13 protein-coding genes and 1 pseudogene are annotated in these 17,391 nt (G+C 64.9%); 9 read left to right on the top strand and 5 right to left on the bottom strand.

Annotated elements, in window-relative coordinates; translation table 11 throughout:
• Positions 1-6: 6 nt before the first annotated feature.
• Both AC1D1G_RS02965 and AC1D1G_RS02960 read right to left on the bottom strand, forming a co-directional pair.
• A complete protein-coding gene (locus tag AC1D1G_RS02965; protein ID WP_477951021.1) occupies positions 7-756 on the bottom strand; it encodes an MBL fold metallo-hydrolase in 750 nt (249 codons plus the stop codon).
• On the bottom strand, positions 753-881 hold the full coding sequence (locus AC1D1G_RS02960) for a hypothetical protein (protein ID WP_477951019.1): 129 nt from the start codon (positions 879-881) through the stop codon (positions 753-755). The genes AC1D1G_RS02965 and AC1D1G_RS02960 overlap by 4 nt, the downstream gene beginning before the upstream one ends.
• 897 nt (positions 882-1,778) lie before the next feature.
• On the opposite strand from AC1D1G_RS02960, the gene AC1D1G_RS02955 reads away from it, so the two are divergent.
• Both AC1D1G_RS02955 and AC1D1G_RS02950 read left to right on the top strand, forming a co-directional pair.
• On the top strand, positions 1,779-2,024 hold the full coding sequence (locus AC1D1G_RS02955; protein WP_037235132.1) for a helix-turn-helix transcriptional regulator: 246 nt from the start codon (positions 1,779-1,781) through the stop codon (positions 2,022-2,024).
• A 539-nt stretch (positions 2,025-2,563) separates the two neighbouring features.
• Positions 2,564-2,911: a histone-like nucleoid-structuring protein Lsr2 gene (locus AC1D1G_RS02950; RefSeq protein ID WP_477951103.1), complete on the top strand. Its 348-nt coding sequence runs from the start codon at positions 2,564-2,566 to the stop codon at positions 2,909-2,911.
• 133 nt (positions 2,912-3,044) lie between these two features.
• Here the strand turns inward: AC1D1G_RS02950 and AC1D1G_RS02945 are convergent, their stop codons facing one another.
• The 3 genes from AC1D1G_RS02945 to AC1D1G_RS02935 all read right to left on the bottom strand — a co-directional run bounded on the left by AC1D1G_RS02945 (position 3,045) and on the right by AC1D1G_RS02935 (position 4,988).
• Positions 3,045-3,608 (bottom strand): hypothetical protein, encoded by a 564-nt coding sequence (locus AC1D1G_RS02945; protein ID WP_477951017.1) that lies wholly within the window; start codon positions 3,606-3,608, stop codon positions 3,045-3,047.
• A gap of 134 nt (positions 3,609-3,742) precedes the next feature.
• Positions 3,743-4,357, bottom strand: coding sequence for an RES family NAD+ phosphorylase (locus AC1D1G_RS02940; RefSeq protein ID WP_477951015.1), 615 nt, complete (start codon positions 4,355-4,357; stop codon positions 3,743-3,745).
• Between the two features lie 19 nt (positions 4,358-4,376).
• Positions 4,377-4,988, bottom strand: coding sequence for a hypothetical protein (locus tag AC1D1G_RS02935; RefSeq protein WP_477951013.1), 612 nt, complete (start codon positions 4,986-4,988; stop codon positions 4,377-4,379).
• Positions 4,989-5,838: 850 nt separating this feature from the next.
• On the opposite strand from AC1D1G_RS02935, the gene AC1D1G_RS02930 reads away from it, so the two are divergent.
• The 7 genes and pseudogenes from AC1D1G_RS02930 to AC1D1G_RS02900 all read left to right on the top strand — a co-directional run bounded on the left by AC1D1G_RS02930 (position 5,839) and on the right by AC1D1G_RS02900 (position 17,390).
• Positions 5,839-9,108, top strand: coding sequence for a protein kinase domain-containing protein (locus AC1D1G_RS02930; protein ID WP_477951011.1), 3,270 nt, complete (start codon positions 5,839-5,841; stop codon positions 9,106-9,108).
• A gap of 777 nt (positions 9,109-9,885) precedes the next feature.
• Positions 9,886-11,148 (top strand): annotated as a pseudogene (locus AC1D1G_RS02925) (IS256 family transposase).
• Positions 11,149-11,500: 352 nt separating this feature from the next.
• Positions 11,501-12,739: a bifunctional 3,4-dihydroxy-2-butanone-4-phosphate synthase/GTP cyclohydrolase II gene (locus AC1D1G_RS02920; RefSeq protein ID WP_477951009.1), complete on the top strand. Its 1,239-nt coding sequence runs from the start codon at positions 11,501-11,503 to the stop codon at positions 12,737-12,739.
• A gap of 6 nt (positions 12,740-12,745) precedes the next feature.
• The gene (locus AC1D1G_RS02915; protein WP_477951008.1) at positions 12,746-13,639 is read left to right on the top strand and encodes a flavin reductase family protein; all 894 of its coding nucleotides are present in this window, start codon (positions 12,746-12,748) and stop codon (positions 13,637-13,639) included.
• 127 nt (positions 13,640-13,766) lie between these two features.
• Positions 13,767-14,990 (top strand): acetyl-CoA C-acetyltransferase, encoded by a 1,224-nt coding sequence (locus AC1D1G_RS02910; RefSeq protein ID WP_477951007.1) that lies wholly within the window; start codon positions 13,767-13,769, stop codon positions 14,988-14,990.
• 488 nt (positions 14,991-15,478) lie between these two features.
• Positions 15,479-16,615 (top strand): citrate synthase 2, encoded by a 1,137-nt coding sequence (locus AC1D1G_RS02905; protein WP_477951101.1) that lies wholly within the window; start codon positions 15,479-15,481, stop codon positions 16,613-16,615.
• A 115-nt stretch (positions 16,616-16,730) separates the two neighbouring features.
• The gene (locus AC1D1G_RS02900) at positions 16,731-17,390 is read left to right on the top strand and encodes a mycothiol-dependent nitroreductase Rv2466c family protein (protein ID WP_477951005.1); all 660 of its coding nucleotides are present in this window, start codon (positions 16,731-16,733) and stop codon (positions 17,388-17,390) included.
• The last annotated feature ends 1 nt before the right edge of the window (position 17,391 follow it).

Below are 17,391 nucleotides of genomic sequence, written 5' to 3'. Positions count from 1 at the left end.
AATCGTTTACCGGGCGGACCCGACGCGTTCTCGCGCGGTGGCGGCTGCTTCGGCGACGGAGCCGTGATGGATCGGCCCGTGTCCCGGCACGAGAATGTCGGCGTCCAACTCTCCGATGATGCGCAGCGACTCGGCGGCCGCGGTGCGGTCGTGGTCGAACCACCGCGGCAACAATTGAGGTCCGGAGACCGGTGAGGTCAAATGCCCGGTGATCAGGGCGTCGCCGGAGATCACCACACCGCGATCGGGAAGGTGATAGATGGTGTGACCGGAGGTGTGGCCGGGCGCGAGAACCGGAACGGGGGCACCCGGGCAGTCCAGGGCGCCGGGTACGGGCATCGCGGTGGGGGAGTCGATGCCGTACTTGGCCGTGCCACCCAACTGGATCAGCTTTGTTGCCCACTGCAGGACCCCGGGTCGCCAGATATTGCTGAGCACATCCCAGGGTGTCGCGACCTCGTGGAATTCACGGCGGGCGTGCGCGACCTCGGCAGGGTGTACCAGTACCAGCGCCCTATAGGTGTCGGCGAGATACTGTGCGCTGCCGATGTGGTCGACATGCGCGTGGGTGATGAGCACGGCCTCGATGCCGTGCGGGTTCCGGCCGATCGCTCGGATCGAGTCCTCGACGTCGCCGCGCTGCCCCGGGTACCCGGTGTCGATCACGGTCACCGCGTCGCCGTCGGTGAGCAGTACCCAGTTGACCATCTCGGTGTGCACAAAGAAGACGCCGTCGGCGATTTCGACGGGCTTCATCGCGCGACCACTGCCGGCATGCCGAAGTCGTGTCGCGCGTCTGTGGTGACCTGCGCGCCCAACGCCCGGCGGTAGTCCGTTCCGTCGTAGTCGACGAGCGTTTCGTGCACCGATCCGACCCCCATGCAGTCTCTCCTCTTGTGTGCTGTCTCCAGCGGGTGAGGGTACGTGGTCGAGGTGGCGAGGGGGTTGACGCGGTGGCGTAGTGGGTCGATCTGTCGCTGTGCCGATGGCCTTGTTGCCGTGTCGGTGCAACCGGCGGTGTGGACTACCCGACGGCGCCAAACCTGGAATGCGTTTGCGCTCAGCGGTTTCGGGTGACCGGCGGGGACGGGCATGAGGAGGTAGTGGCGCCTGAGTTCGTGCGATGTGACTGTCGGCACTTCTTCTCAACTTCGGCGGCACGTGACCTCCCGCCCGATGCCCGGCATGCGGTGGTGCCGCGCGTGGCGCCGGGGAGCTCATGGTCGCACGGACGGTCTACGGCCATGTCAGGACGCGTGACGGCGGTCGCCATGCCGCGTGTCGTCACTGCCCCGGCGAGTCGGCACTGAGTCCATCGGCTCCCGGACGAGGCAGGTCGTTCTCGCTGCGGCAGCTGCACTCGGGAGACACCCCTGACCGATTGGCTGCGGACCGTGACGTGGAAGTTTCCGCGCGCAGCTCGGCAAAGTGTGCGCGAGGTCGGCCGTGAGGACAACGACATGTCGACATTACTGTCGCAAGCGAGCAGGTCCTTTCGGTTCGAGGAGGGACACATGATGTTCGGGGACGTGTCGTGTCCCAGCTGGAGGCCTCCTCTCCGAGGGCTCAACCTTGCAATTTATCGCTGTAGTGTTGGAACGTATGGACCTCGACCGCACCCCACGCAGATGCTCTCGGCCATTACAGCACGCCGTTGTAGGGTCATTCCGAGGATAGTCCCGCATCGACTGGCGTCACGTCGCAGCGGGTCTGCGGACTGCAACCGAACTACCACTCCCATCGCCGAGAAGGCGATGAACAGGAAGGACTCTCACCAGATGGCTAACCCACATCGACTGACCACCGATCAGGTCATCGACCTGATCAAGGAGGAAACGGGTACCGAGCTGTCGGTCTCGACGTTCCGCGGGTACGTCTCTCGTGGGCAGGCGCCGGCGCCGGTGGAGAAGATCGGCCGCACTCCGCTGTGGAAGCGCTCGGAAATCGTTGAGTGGGCGAACAACAGGCCGGGTCAGGGCGCGCGCACCGACATCCGCAAACCGCGGCGGCGCCGCGCCGAGTGAGCGCGTTTCCTTCGTGCGACGTCGAAGGCCTGGAGGCCGGTCCGCGGGAGTTCGCCCGCACCTGAGGGCTGGGTCGTACTACGCCAGCGGACTTTGTGCACGGGGGAGCGGGGGTGGGCGCAGGCGGCGGTGGACACAGGGGGTGCGGCAGCCCGACGTGCCTCCGACCAGGCGGATGCCAATATGCCGCACATGCAGGCCGGAGAGTGCTTCTGCGGCTTCATGGTTCGGTGGTCGGACGGGGCGATCGGAGGGGCGGTTCGGCGCCCGGCGCTCGAATTGCATCACAGTGACGAAAATGGCAATGGGTCGCGTGCGTCGGGATTGTCTGGTGAAAAGCCGGTTGGCGCTGGTGATGAGGATCCTCGAAGGATTGCGGCGGCGGCCACTCACACACGATGACAGGGTGCTGTACGACGACGAGAGTGATCGCCGGCATCTGGTGCGATGCAATCATAGCTAGCGTAGCTAGCGGTGATGCAGTGTCCGGCGCGAGTACTGTTGTTTCGTTCGTATCGATGAAGGTGGGAGTGGAATCGGTGGCGCATAGGGCTGTGGTGGAGTTGGTGGACGATATCGACGGGACCGTGTTCAGTGACGAGGGGGAGAGCATCCACTACGCGGTTGATGGCGTCGAGTACGAGATCGACCTGAAGGGCGAGCACGCCAAGGAGTTCCGCGACGCTCTCGACTACTGGATTRCTCATTCCAGGAGGGTCGGCGGCAGGAAGCGCCGCTCGAATCGGGTAACGGACCCGATCGGATCGACGCCGAGGACGGGCGAGGTCAAGAAGATTCGGGAGTGGGCGACAGAACACGGCTACGAAATGTCCTCCCGGGGCCGGATCCGTGCCGAGATCGTCCAAGCTTTCCACGACGCCCACTGACACCGCATGGCCCGTCCGAGGGCGGTGCCGAACACGTCGGGTGGGACCCCCGCGTGGACGGTCCGCGTCGACAATCCTGAAGGTGTCGTCCGCAAGGTCGACGGTGGCACAGCCCGACGTGCTGCCGGCTGGTTCAGGGAATTGGTCGGGTGTCTATCGGCTGGTGGCCCAGGTGTTCGAGTCGGTCGAGTTCGGCGAGGAGGGCGTCTCGGCTGGTGTAGGTCTCGGCAGGGGTGCGAAAATCCTCGTCCGGGGAGGGATGGTGGACCTCCCACCGGGGTCCATCGGCAGCGGTAAAGCCGACCGCGATGTGTAATGGTTGGGCGAACTCACCCCATGCCGTTGCGACGTGGTCCCGGTTCGGAACGTGATCCCACGTCCCGTCTTCATAGCTCTCCCACTCACGGCGACCCGTGAGCATGCGCGTGAGGGTGGGATCGACAAGGTCGTACTCATCAGGATTCGGGTTGTCTCCAGTGTCCCGGAGTGTGTGGTACTCCTCGACGGTCAGCTCCGGTGCCAGTTCGATGAGCGCGCTTCCTGCGGTCGCGTCGAATGGGTTTGTGAGGACCATTGCCCTGGAGTCGAGGAAGCTCACGTTCGCGATCGGGTTTGTGCCGGGGGTCTGCCGTTTGGCCTTGTTCCGCCACTTCTTCGCGGCCTGCGTGGCCTGCGTTGCTTTCTTCGAGCGTCCCATGGATGTCCTTTGCTCCGCGGTCTGTCACGGTCTCGTTGATAGGCAGGGAACAATACTGTACTGACGGTTGGCTTTTCATCGTTTTATCTCCCACGCCCAACGCCGTGAAGACAGGAGGAGATCGACGTACACGCTTAGATGAGCGTTGCGTTGTACTTTGCGAGATGGGATCTGACCAGCTCCACCCCGGCTCGGTCATCGAGCACGATCGGGCCCCGGGACACCGCCATCAGATCATGCAGCCCCACACCGGCATTGGGATTGATCGTCATGACGACGGAGAACCGGTCCTCGTCGTTACGTGCCCGGTACTTGATACCAAGTACCCCGTCGGTCCCGTGCAGGATCGATGCCGCCCAGTCCCGGGTGATCCGGTAGTCGACGGGATCGCATTTCGTCAGCCAGGTGTCCTGACCGATCGCCGCCAGATGAGAGCCGTGCACCAGCGCGACCGGGACATCGTCGGTCACGGTGACCTGGGACAGGACTCGACCGGCCAGCTTGGCCTTCCGCAAAATTCTCGGAACGTGATCATCCAACGGCAGCGACCGGCAGTAGGTCTCCGCGATGCAGGTGGAGATGTCCTCCCCGAAATAGCTGTAGTGGTACGACCCGTCGGAGGAGTCGAACCGTCCGCCTCCCGCTCCCGCCGGGGTCGGATTCAGGGTCAGGACACCCCGGTTCGGGTCGCCGGAGTGGATACGCCAGAGCTTGGTTCCCGCGCCGAGCGACCCGACGTGCGCGGTCACCGATACCGGCGGTGGGCGGTTAGGCAATGTCGTCGGCGATCTCGGCACGCAGCAACGCGCGCACGGCGTCGAACGATCCCTCGTCCAGAAGTTGGACCGGAGACTTGCGGTCTTCGGCCGACGGGTTCGGCGAAAGCCACCACGACGCGACACCCCACGGATCATCCCGGGCACCGAGAGCCACATTGCCCTCCCGCACCACCTGACTCGCCTCGCCCGCCAGGGAGAACTGAAACTCCGGATACCGGAACTTCCCGGCCCGCTTGAGCCCGATGACCTCCCCTTTGGCACTGAGCTTGCGCAGCGCATCGCTGGGATTGGCCCAGTTCTTGTCGTAGGTGTCCGCGACCTCCTTGGCGGACAGATGCGGGAACGACAGGATGCGTTCGACGGCGTCACTGAGCACCGCCTTCTCGTCGAGGATGTCGTCCGACTCGATCAGCTCAAGGATCGGGTCGTCCCGATCGATCCGCCCGGCCAGCATGATGTGGGTGACCCTGTCGGCGACCAGCCGCATGCTCGGCCTCTTGTACAGCTCGGCTCGCATCCGGGCGATGAACTCATGGTCGCTCACGCCGCTGCGCTGTTGCGGATCGGACTCGTAGCCCGAGGCCGCGGTCTTGTGCGCCATGTCCCCTCCTCGGTTCCGGGCAGGTATTAGACTCGCTTCTATATAGAAGTCTACCGTAGATTGGCGCTTGAGGGCAGGGTCTTGTTATAGCCCGCCGAACCGGCCCGTACATGGGCCGCTGCCGGCAGACGCCGCTAGTGGCGCAGTGCGGGCGCCATGCCCCGGTGTGTGCGAAGAGTATGTGACCAGCAGGAACGATGCGCCACGGTGTACGGCGAATCATCGGCGGGAGCATCGAGAGACATCGAGTATGGGGGGCGTCCCGCACACTGGCGCCGGTGGCCCCTCGCTGATCGATGTCTCGACGATTGCCCATCACACCGCTCGCGACACCCGCGTAGTCGCGAGAACCAGGTCGGGCACCACCCGCAAGAACCCAGGCAGCGGTGTCAGCGCGCCTTGCGCTGCTGATCGAATCGTCCAGAACTTCTCGCCTGGATGACACCAGTTCTGCGGCGGCACGGTTGCAGGGTTGACCCGCGGCAAGTAGACCAGAAGGGACCTCTACGGTCGGGGAACCCGAAGGATCGCGTCCGCGGCGAGTCGGTGACGGGAATCGGCGAGGTGGTAGTCATCAGGCACATACAGACGTGGAGCCTCAAATTGTTTCTCGAACAGGATCCGCCAATCGACGAATGCCACCCACCTTGTCGGCAGGTCCCGGTACGGGTCGAACCCCGCATCCCACTGGGCCTCGGTGTACTCGGCGTAGTCGACGTCAGGGCTTACGGAAGCCCGATATCCTTGAGGGCACGCGATCGAGAGGTGAGTCCAAGGTTGCATGTGTGCTGGTCGTGCCGTCGGGACCAGCGCATGGCACCATGAGCCGACGGAGTGAGTAGACCGTCCGATGGGTGAAGGTGATCCGCTCGACACTCAGCGGTACCCGCCGTCCCCGGCCGCTGAACTCGGTGGATCTGGTTTCGCTGACGTTCAGGAGATCGGCCGTGGCGGTTTCGGTGTGGTCTACCGCTGCACGCAGGCGGACCTGGATCGCACGGTCGCGGTGAAGGTGCTCACCGTCGAACTCGACGAGGAGAACCGGGCCCGATTCTTCCGGGAGCAACGGGCGATGGGGCGGCTGACCGGGCACCCCAACATCGTCAACATTCTGCAGGTCGGCGCCACCGACAGCGGCCGTCCCTACACCGTCATGCCGTACCACCCGCAGGATTCTCTCGACGTGCGGATCCGCCGACATGGTCCGCTGCCGTTGGGTCAGGCGCTGCGGCTCGGGGTGAAGATCGCAGGTGCTCTGGAGTCGGCGCACCGACTGGGTGTCCTGCATCGCGACGTCAAACCCGCGAACATCCTGCTCACCGATTACGGCGAGCCGGAGTTGGCCGATTTCGGTATCGCGCACATCAGTGGCGGCTTCGAGACCGCGACCGGTGCCGTGACCGGGTCGCCGGCGTATACCGCGCCGGAGGTTCTCGGCGGTGAACCGCCCAGTCCGGCAGCCGATGTCTACGGCCTGGGCGCCACCCTGTTCAGTGCCCTCACCGGCCATGCCGCGTTCGAACGTCGCAGCGGCGAACAGGTCGTCGCCCAGTTCCTGCGGATCACCACACAGGAGGTGCCCGACCTGCGCGAGCGGGGGCTCCCGGACGACGTGTCCGCGGTGATCGCCCGCGCGATGTCCCGCGTGCCCGACCAGCGACCGGCTACCGCCGCCGACTTCGGAGAGGAACTGCGAACCCTGCAACGTGCCCACGACTTTCTGGTCGACGAGATGCCCCTTCGGGCCGAACCCGATACACAGGGCAACGACCGGCGACCGGGTTCCGAAGTGCGACCGAGCCGCGCAGGTGCCTCCGCTCCCATCACGACGGGGAACCTTCCCCTGGAACTGACCAGTTTCGTCGGCCGCCGACACGAGCTCACCGAGGCGAAGAACCTGCTGACCGGGTCTCGGCTGGTGACGTTGACCGGGATCGGGGGTGTCGGCAAGACCCGGCTGGCGATGCGGGTCGCGTCGGCGGTGCAGCGCGAGTACGCCGACGGTGTGCGCCTGGTCGAGTTGGGCGAACTGCGAGACGAGTCGTCGCTGATCGACGCCCTCGCTGGCGCACTGGGAGTCCGGGACCACTCGGCGAGGCCGCTGCGGGAGGTCCTGATCGAGTTCCTCGCCCCGCGAGAGGTGTTGTTGGTCCTCGACAACTGCGAGCACATGGTGGACGCGGTCGCCGAACTCGCCGGACCCCTGCTGCGGGTGTGCCCGCGGTTGCGGATGCTGGCCACCAGCCGCGAACCCCTGGGAATCGGCGGGGAAGCGGTTCTGCGGGTCCCCCCGCTGGCCGTCCCCGATCCCGAACGGAAGCCCTCCCTGCGCGGGTTACCCAAATACGATGCGGTGACGTTGTTTACCGAACGCGCCGCTGCCGCCGTCCCAGGATTCGTTATCACCGAGGAGAACGCGGCGGAGGTGGCGGGGATCTGTCACCGGCTCGACGGGTTGCCGTTGCCGATCGAGTTGGCGGCGGCGCGGTTGCGGGCGATGTCGCCGGAGCAGATCCTGGGGCGCCTGACCGACCGCTATGCCCTGCTGACTCGCGGCAGCCGGGGTGCGCCGACGCGGCAGCAGACGTTGCGGTTGTGTATCGACTGGAGCTTCGAATTGTGCACCGCCGGTGAACAACTGGTGTGGGGTTGGGTGGCGGTGTTCGCGGGAAGCTTCGAACTCGATGCCGCGGAGCGGGTGTGCGGCGCCGACCTCGACCCGGGCGAGTTGCTGGACACGCTGACGTCCTTGGTGGAGAAGTCGATTCTGATCCGGGAGGAGCACGGGTCGGTGGTGCGGTTCCGGATGCTCGAGACTCTCCGCGAATACGGCTACGAGAAACTCGAGCAGACCGGTGAGGCTGTGGCGTTGCGTCGCCGGCACCGGGACTGGTACGAGGCGTTGGCGCTCGCCGCGGAGGCCGAGTGGATCAGTGCCCGCCAGCTCGAGTGGATCGCCCGTCTGAAACGGGAACAACCGAATCTCCGCGAAGCCCTCGAATTCAGCATCGACGACGATACCGCCGCCGGCCTACGTATCGCCGCCGCACTCCACCCGTTCTGGACCTCCCAGGGCCTCTACAACGAGGGGCGACGCAGGCTCGAACAACTGCTCGCCCGCAAAAGCGGCCCACCCACCCTCGCCTGGGTCAAGGCGCTGTACTGCGCCACCGTGATGGCCAGCGTGCAGAGCGACTTCCTGGCCGGGATAGAACTCGTCGAGGAGGCGCGGACTCTCGCAGCGCAGGCCCGCGACCCAATGATGCGCGCTTACGTCGACTGCGCCGGCGGCGTGCTGGCTGCCTGCAGAGGTGATTTCCCACGGGCATGCTCTCAACTGGAAACCGCGCTCACGGCGTTCAGCGAAAGCGGAGACCGAACGCTCGAAGTATCCGCCCTGTATCTGTTGGGGTTGTCGTATGAGCTGTCCGGCATGGGAGAGCGGGGTATTGAATGCCACGAGCGTGTGCTCGCGATAACGGAGCAGTATGGCGAGAAGATGTATCGGTCGTACTCGCTTTGGGCCCTGGGTATTTCCGTATGGCGACAGGGTGGTACCGATCGATCGGTGCAATTTTTCGAGCAGACGCTGGAGCTAACCAGGCAGGTGCATAGCCCGCGCATCGCCACAGCGAGCCTCGAAGCACTGGCCTGGATCGCCTGCGAACTAGACGACGCACCGAGGGCCGCGGTTCTGCTGGGAGCCGCAGAAGAGCTGGCGCGGTCAATGGGTACCCCTGCGGTAATGCTTTCCAATCTTTTCGTCTACCAGAATGAATGCGAGGCAAGAGCTCGGGAGAAAATCGGCGACAAGGTATTCGGAGCCGCCCACCGCAGAGGCCAGGGACTAGGCTTCCATGCGGCGATCGCCTACGCCCTCCACGAGGAACCGTCCAGCACCTCTACGTCCGACACCGACGCGTCGATGCGACTGACCAAGCGGGAACGCCAAGTCGCCGAACTGATCGCCGAAGGCCTGACCAATCAGGCCATCGCCGACCGCCTGGTGATCTCACCCCGCACCGCACAAGGGCACGTGGAGCACATCCTGGCAAAACTGGGCTTCACCTCCCGGACGCAGGTCGCAGCATGGGTTGTGGAGGGGACTCACGAGACTTGATTAGTAGATGAGCGCGTCGCGCGCCCAGCTCGACGCGTCGACGGATGGAGCAACGTCATGGGATTCGGCGAATAGCCGCGGCAACGGCTCGAATCGCCGTCACTTCGCCTTGTTCGGCTTGAGGTCCAACCGAGGAGGTGAGCAGCGAGGTCACGCGAGTGAGAGCAGCCGACAACCCAGTATCGACGCCGCGCATACGAAGTTGTCCGTGCCGTCTACGCGGAAACGGCACGTCATGAAGCGCTTCCCAGCGCAGAAGTCATGTCGGTCGGTGCGGGGTCGTGACGATCACACAGAACCCGGAGTATTCGTGGCGTCGACCTGAACGACTCGATCATGGTGCTGTTGACGCTGGATACGGTGCGGCCCAACGATCCCAGCAGCCCGGCGGCGCACACTCGAAACCCGAAACCCGAAACCCGAGACGCGTAATGCGATCTGCTTGCCGAATTGCGGGACCGCCCCCACCCCGTGTGGAACCGCCACAACGCTACCTGCAAGCGTCGACCTCCAGATCGGTCCGCATATGGTCGGCGATCGACTAGCCGACCAGTGTGATGCGTTTGCCGCGGTGCGTTCCTCGCACCCGAGGCGTAGTTCCGCGTGGACCCGCGGCACGCTGCACCCGCCCCGGCGTGAATGTCACAGATCGTGTTGTAGGCGTCCCATGGAGTGGTGGGGTTTGGGGCTGAGCGGCGCGGCTCCGACGTAGAGAGGGGCATCGGCGGGATCTTCGGTGTGTACGGCCAAGCACCCATCGAAGAAAGAGGTCCACCGATGGCCCTGTCCCAGTCTGCCCTGTCCGAGCTACTCGACGCATTCCGTGCCGGAGAAGGCGTGGATCTGATTCGTGAATCGGTCCGGATGGTCATGCAAGAACTGATCGAAGCCGAAGCGACCGAACAGATCGGCGCGGGCCGCTATGAACGCACCGAGGCCCGCACGACCGAACGCAACGGGGCCAGGCCCCGGCTGGTGGCCACCCAAGCCGGCGACGTCCAATTGCGGATCCCGAAACTGCGCAAGGGCTCGTTCTACCCCTCGATCCTCGAGCCCCGCCGACGGATTCGACCAGGCACTGTACGCGGTGGTGATGGAGGCCTACGTGCACGGAGTTTCCACGCGCAGCGTGGACGACCTCGTGGCGGCTCTGGGAATCGATTCGGGTATTTCCAAGTCGGAGGTGTCGCGGATCTGCGCCGGCCGGGGCGAAGTTGTCGGCGCGTTCCGGACCCGACCGCTCGACCACACCGCGTTTCCTTACGTCTACCTCGACGCGACCTACCTGCACGTACGCGGGCAACTCCTCTTCGCAGGTGACCTCGATGGCGGTCGTGGTCGCCACGGGGATCACCGCCGAGGGTGCGCCGTGAGGTCCGCCCCCGCAAGCGGGTGGTACCCCCAGGCCTCGATGTCGGGGACAGTGAGGACGAGGTGTTCTGGCGCGGCTTCCTCAGCTTCGCTGAAGAAACGCGGCCTGTCCGGTGTCCGACTGGTCATCAGTGACCAGCATGCCGGGCTGGTCGCGGCACTGCGGCGTTCGTTCCAGGGGTCGGGGCATCAGCGGTGTCGAGTGCATTTCGCGCGAAACCTGTTGGCGCACGTCCCCAAGTCGCACTCCGACATGGTCGCCGCGGTGTTGCGCACGATCTTCGCCCAGCCCGATCCCGCCACCGCGGCCTCCGCGTCGGACGAGGTCCGCGATCAGTTGGCCGGCCGGTTCCCCAAGATCGGTCCCTTGATGGACCAGGCGAAGTCAGAGGTCTTGGCGTTCAGCACATTTCCGCGCGGGCGCACTGGTCGAAGATCTGGTCGACGAATCCGTTGGAGCGGGTAAACAAGGAGATCAAGCGCAGAGCCCGTGTCGTGGGCATCTTCCCGAACGAGGCGGCCGTGATCCGACTCGTCGGTGCGGTCCTGGCCGACATGCACGACGAGTGGCAGTCCGGCGAGCGCCGCTACCTCTCGGAGGGGTCGATGGCGTTGCTGGATCCCAGCGGCGATACTGGGACCATCGCCGCGATCAACCGTGGCGAGTAGGCACCGAGGATTCACCCTCAAGCCCACCACCCCATGGGGCGCTATCATCGTGTTTGCCGGAGTGCGCATCCAAAGCATCCCGCGCAGACGCGGGACGTTGCGCTTTTCGTGCGCGGGCGGACTCTGTCAGGGACATCTATCGATGCCGCGTTGGTCACGGCGGCAGCGGCGGCCGAATGTCGGGGGATCCAGGTCACAGTCTTAGCTGCCGTGGGGCGTCAGACTTCTACTACCGGATGCTACGGGGCTGAACGGCAGGGCCGATCCCCGGGAGCATCAACTCATTTGAGGCCCTGTTGGAGGCATTGTGCAGACGCGACTTTGTGACCTAGGGAGGAAGGGTGACGAGCGGATGGTGGCCGATCCCGACGCCGTCTCGGCGGCTGTAGCCGACCTCCGTGCGGGTCGGCTCGTGATTGTCGTCGACGATGCCGACCGGGAGAACGAGGCGGATCTTGTCGTCGCGGCGGCGGATGCGCGACCCGATCAGATCGCGTTCATGATCCGGCACACGACCGGGATCCTGTGCGTTCCGATGCCGGGGGCACTGCTCGATCGCCTAGGGATGGACATGATGGTGGGCGACAACACCGATCCGCATCAAACGGCATTCACCGTCAGCATCGACCATGTGGGCGTCTCGACTGGGGTGAGTGCGTCCGACCGCTGCGCGACCGCGAACACGCTGGCTGATCCGGACGCGACAGGGGAGGACTTCACCCGTCCCGGGCACATGTTTCCGCTGCGCGCACGCGAGGGCGGAGTACTCAAACGTGCCGGGCATACCGAGGCCGCTGTCGATCTGCTGACGCAGGCCGACAAGTACCCCGTGGCCGTCATCTCGGAGCTGATCAACGAAGACGGAACCATGCTGCGTGGTGAGCAGATCGGTGACTTTGCCGCGGCGCACGGGCTGGCAGTGGTCTCTGTGGCAGATCTGATTCGGTACCGGCGTCGCCACGACAGGCTGGTGGAGCGTAGCGGGGCTGCCGCGCTTCCCACCGCATACGGAGAGTTTCAGGCCGTCGCCTATCGCAACACCCTCGACGGCATCGAGCACCTGGCGCTCGTGATGGGTGACCCCACTGATTCACCACCCGACGGCCTGTTGGTTCGGGTGCACAGTGAGTGCCTGACGGGTGACCTGTTTGGCTCGCATCGATGCGACTGTGGGGCGCAGCTTGCCGACTCTCTCAAGCTTATCGGCGCTGAGGGCCGCGGAATTCTAATATATTTGCGCGGCCAGGAGGGGCGCGGGATCGGGCTGGGGCACAAGCTTCGGGCCTACGCGCTGCAGGAACAAGGCTACGACACACTCGACGCAAACCTCGCCCTCGGTCTGCCTGTCGACTCCCGTGAGTTCGGAATCGGCGCGCAAATGCTCAGCGACCTGGGGGTACGGCGCATGCACCTGATCACGAACAACCCGGCCAAGTACGGCGGTCTCGATGGGTATGACATCGAGATCACGGGGCGCTATTCGTTGCCCACTACCCTCACCGCCCACAACATCGAGTATCTTCGCGCCAAGCGCGACCGGCTCGGGCACGAGATCACCGTTTCCCTCCCCACCGATGTAGCGAGTGCGTGAGCGGACATGTTGGTCTACATACCTGACGGCGGGCGAGGGACGCCGCAGCTGCGCACGGCCGAGGATCTGGGCGCGCTGTCCGTCCGAGCCGAGGCGAGCTCACTCGATTGGGACATCCTGTCCCGGACACTACGTGCGGTCGGCGCGGGTGAGGTCGCCGGTGACCATGCCTGGCTCGACATCGTGTGGTTGCGGACGGCGGCCGGCGAACGCGACCAGGATTGGCACGACGGGTTCACCGCCATGCTCGACTACGCGAATGCGCACGGATGGCTCAGCGACGACGGCCGTCGAGTTCGTGCCCATGTCGATTGCAGACCGGCCCAGACGACTGATCGCCAGCCGCCTGCCGCCATATCGAGCGAGTGCTACCGGCACGTGCTCGGTCACTTCATCACCGGAGTAACGATTGTGACGGCAATTCACGCCGACGAGCCGGTTGGCTTCACATGCCAGTCATTCGGTGCGCTCTCAATGGATCCCCCCCTCGTCCTCCTGTGTCCGAGCAAGGCCTCGACTTCATGGCCGAAGGTCGCGGCAAGCGGTCGATTCGGGGTGAACGTGTTGGCGAACAATCAAATTGAACTATGCCGCCGTTTCGCCGTGAGCGGGGGGGACAAGTTCGCGGACGTGACCTGGACCGCAGCCAAGTTCAGCGGCGCACCGAAGCTTGCCGGCACGGTCAGCTGGCTGGAATGTGAGATCGTGACCGTACACGAAGCCGGGGATCATTGGATCGTCGTCGCTCGGGTCCTCGACCTGGCCACGGTCACCGATCAGCAGCCCTTGACGTTCTTCCGAGGCACGCTGGCTGGTTTCAGCTCGCACGAACCACCCGAGTCTCCGCGCGTGCTGCCGGCCCCGGCCTTCTCGAATTCGAATGGCGACCAGACGCGGTGACGACCCGGAGTCACCGCCCGCACCGAAATGGGCGATGACGGCGGTGTGGCGGGTGCAGAGAGGATTCGACGATGACGACGCAAGACAACTTACAGCGATATGAGCAAGCGCTCAGGAAAGTAGAGACATGCCGGAAGCAGTAATCGTGTCAACCGCGCGTTCACCAATCGGTCGGGCGTACAAGGGTTCCCTTAAAGATGTGCGTGCTGACGACCTGACCGTTCAGATAGTCCGAGCCGCTCTAGCCAAGGTCCCCGAACTCGAACCCACGCAGATAACCGATCTGATGCTCGGCTGCGGTTTGCCGGGTGGTGAGCAGGGCCAGAACATGGGCAGAAACGTTGCCGTCATGCTCGGATACGACCACCTGCCCGGCACCACGGTAACGCGATACTGTTCGTCGTCCTTGCAGACCACACGAATGGCATTCCATGCGATCAAGGCAGGTGAGGGAGAGGCCTACATCTCCGCAGGTGTGGAGACCGTCAGTCGATTCGGGAAGGGGACGAGCGACGAGATCGAAGGGCAGGACCTGCATAACACGAATTTCTTCGGAGCCGCGGCCCGCACGGCTAGGCGTGCGGATGGTGCCAATCCTTGGACCGACCCGCGAGCCGACGGCCACTTGCCGGACGTCTACATATCAATGGGCCAGACGGCCGAGAATGTTCAGCAGATGCTCGGCATGAGCCGCCGCGAGCAGGACGAATTCGCTGTCCGCAGCCAAAATCTAGCCGAAAAGGCAACCACAGAAGGGTTCTGGGCGCGCGAGATTGCACCAGTGGTGTTAGTGGACGGTACCGAGATTGCCGCCGACGATTGCCCGAGACCGGGGGTAACCCTCAAAGCGGTGAGCCAACTCAAGCCAGCGTTCCGGCCTGACGGCACAGTGACCGCAGGCAACTCGTGCCCACTGAACGATGGTGCTGCGGCGGTGATCGTCATGAGCGATCTGAAGGCCAAGGCTTTGGGAATTACGCCGCTGGCCAGGATCGTGTCGACCTCGGTGACCGGGCTTTCACCCGAGATTATGGGTTTGGGTCCTGTCGAGGCAATCCCTCAGGCCCTCAGGAGCGCCGGACTCGGTCTCGCCGACATCGACTTGTTCGAGATCAACGAGGCTTTCGCAGTTCAAGCGCTTGGCTCGGCACAGAAGCTCGGCATCGACATAGACCGGCTGAACGTTAACGGGGGCGCGATCGCCGTTGGGCACCCGTTCGGGATGACCGGAGCGCGACTTACCAGCACTTTGATCAACTCGCTGCAGCGGCACGATAAGCAATTCGGCATTGAGTCGATGTGCGTGGGCGGTGGGATGGGCATGGCGATGGTGATCGAGCGGCTGTCGTGAAGGCTTCGTGCCCATGCAAAGCAACCCGAGATGGTGGACAAATGAACCAACAGCGCATCGCGATCGCTTCCGGAGCAGCCTTTGGCATCGGCGCAGCCACCGCAATTCAGTTGGCCAAGGACGGCGACCTCTTGCTTTGGATTTAAGGCTCGCGCCGCCCCACCATGGAGTCGGAATGGTGAACACCGACCGGGTCCGCGAAGTGAAAGTCGAACTCAGTGATGGAAACTCGCACTCGGAAGCAGGAATGGCTGACTGACGCGGCGATGACGGGATGCGGCCCGTTTCCTCGGATGATTCGTGGCTGACATATCGACACCGCGATGCACGGGCACATGTCGATCCAGGATCAGTGCGTTGTTGGGTGACGTGGTGCGGTGGTGTTCCAGGTGACGTCCTGGGGCCTAACCGTTCGAGGCGCTCACACATCAGGCATCGCGCGTAGTCCGTGTTACCGACCAAAGGAGATAGCCACAGTGTCAGAAACGATGCAGGTTATCAGCAGCACCGAATCACCGGAGAATGTCGTAACAGGTCTGGAAGGYGTGGTCGCGTTCACCAGCGACATCGCCGAACCCGACAAGGACGGCGGCGCCCTGCGCTACCGCGGCGTCGACATCGAAGAACTCGTCGAGGGGCACGTCACGTTCGGCAACGTGTGGGCCCTGCTCGTCGACGGCCGCTTCGGCCCCGGACTRCCCCCGGCCGAACCGTTCCCGCTGCCCGTGCACACYGGCGACGTCCGCGTCGACGTCCAGGCCGGCCTCGCCATGCTCGCCCCCATCTGGGGATACCARCCCCTCCTCGACATCGACGACGACACCGCCCGCGAACAACTCGCCCGCGCCTCCGTCATGGCCCTGTCCTACGTCGCCCAGTCCGCCCGCGGCATCTACCAGCCCGCCGTCCCGCAGAAACGCATCGACGAGGCSAARACCGTCACCGAACGGTTCATGGTCCGCTGGAAAGGCGACCCCGACCCCGCCCACGTCGCCGCCATCGACGCCTACTGGGTCTCCGCCGCCGAACACGGCATGAACGCCTCCACCTTCACCGCCCGCGTCATCGCCTCCACCGGCGCCGACGTCGCCGCCTCCCTGTCCGGGGCGATCGGCGCGATGTCCGGCCCCCTGCACGGCGGCGCCCCCGCCCGCGTCCTGCCGATGATCGAGGACACCGAAAAGTCYGGCGACGCCCGCGCCCTGGTCAAGGGCATCCTCGACCGCAAGGAAAAGCTGATGGGCTTCGGGCACCGCGTCTACCGCGCCGAAGACCCCCGCGCCCGGGTGCTCCGCGCCACCGCSAAACGCCTGRRCGCCCCCCGCTACGAGGCCGCCGCCGCCCTCGARCAGGCCGCCCTCGCCGAACTGCGCGAACGCCGCCCCGACCGGGCCATCGAAACCAACGTCGAATTCTGGGCCGCGGTCATCCTCGACTTCGCCGAGGTCCCCGCGCACATGATGCCCGCGATGTTCACCTGCGGCCGCACCGCCGGCTGGTGCGCCCACATCCTCGAGCAGAAGCGTCTCGGCAAGCTCGTCCGCCCCGCCGCCATCTACACCGGACCCGCACCCCGCACCCCCGAATCCGTCGAGGGCTGGGACCAGATCGACCACACCAGCTGACCATTCGACGTGTTCGACTGAAGAATGAGCAGACTCGCGACCACTTCGGGCCCACTGCCGCGAGCGGGGGTCTCCCGGACAGATTCCAGGCAGGGAAGGTGTTGAAAGTTTGAGAATGTGTACATTACCCGAGAAGGAGCATTACGTGAGTGCTGGGACGAACGCCGGGACCGCCAAGGACGTCGCTGATTTCTGGTTCGACCCWCTGTGCCCGTGGTGCTGGATCACGTCGCGATGGATCCTCGAGGCCACGCAGGTGCGCGACCTGSAGGCGAACTTCCATGTGATGAGCCTGGCCGTTCTCAACGAGGGYCGGGATCTGCCGGAGGAATACCGCGAGCTCATGACCAAGGSGTGGGGSCCGGTGCGGGTGCTGATCGCGGCCGCRCRGAAGCACGGYGACGAGATCCTGCTGCCGCTGTACACSGCGATGGGCACGCTCATYCACAACGAGGGCAACAAGGACTTCGGCGACGTGATCGTCAAGTCGCTCGCCGAGGTCGGGCTGCCGGCCGAACTGGCCGAGGCCGCCGAATCGGAGGAGTACGACGCCGCACTGCGCGAGAGTCACGCCGCCGGCATGGATGCCGTCGGACCGGACGTCGGGACCCCGACGATCCACGTCAACGGTGTCGCGTTCTTCGGCCCGGTCCTGTCGCGGATTCCTCGCGGCGAGGATGCGGGCAAGGTGTGGGACGGTGTGGTCGCGTTGGCCGGCTACCCGCACTTCTTCGACCTCAGGCGCACCCGGACCGAGGACCCTCAGTTCGACTGAG

It is taken from the genome of Rhodococcus sp. P3_B8, from assembly GCF_056402775.1.
This window is presented reverse-complemented; position numbering and strand designations above follow the sequence as displayed.

Bases quoted from the DNA above. Each gene is read 5' to 3' on its own strand.
- AC1D1G_RS02965 (WP_477951021.1), bottom strand. From the start codon at position 756: ATGAAGCCCGTCGAAATCGCCGACGGCGTCTTCTTTGTGCACACCGAG.
- AC1D1G_RS02960 (WP_477951019.1), bottom strand. From the start codon at position 881: ATGGGGGTCGGATCGGTGCACGAAACGCTCGTCGACTACGACGGAACG.
- AC1D1G_RS02955 (WP_037235132.1), top strand. From the start codon at position 1,779: ATGGCTAACCCACATCGACTGACCACCGATCAGGTCATCGACCTGATC.
- AC1D1G_RS02945 (WP_477951017.1), bottom strand. From the start codon at position 3,608: ATGGGACGCTCGAAGAAAGCAACGCAGGCCACGCAGGCCGCGAAGAAG.
- AC1D1G_RS02935 (WP_477951013.1), bottom strand. From the start codon at position 4,988: ATGGCGCACAAGACCGCGGCCTCGGGCTACGAGTCCGATCCGCAACAG.
- AC1D1G_RS02930 (WP_477951011.1), top strand. From the start codon at position 5,839: ATGGGTGAAGGTGATCCGCTCGACACTCAGCGGTACCCGCCGTCCCCG.
- AC1D1G_RS02920 (WP_477951009.1), top strand. From the start codon at position 11,501: ATGGTGGCCGATCCCGACGCCGTCTCGGCGGCTGTAGCCGACCTCCGT.
- AC1D1G_RS02915 (WP_477951008.1), top strand. From the start codon at position 12,746: ATGTTGGTCTACATACCTGACGGCGGGCGAGGGACGCCGCAGCTGCGC.
- AC1D1G_RS02910 (WP_477951007.1), top strand. From the start codon at position 13,767: ATGCCGGAAGCAGTAATCGTGTCAACCGCGCGTTCACCAATCGGTCGG.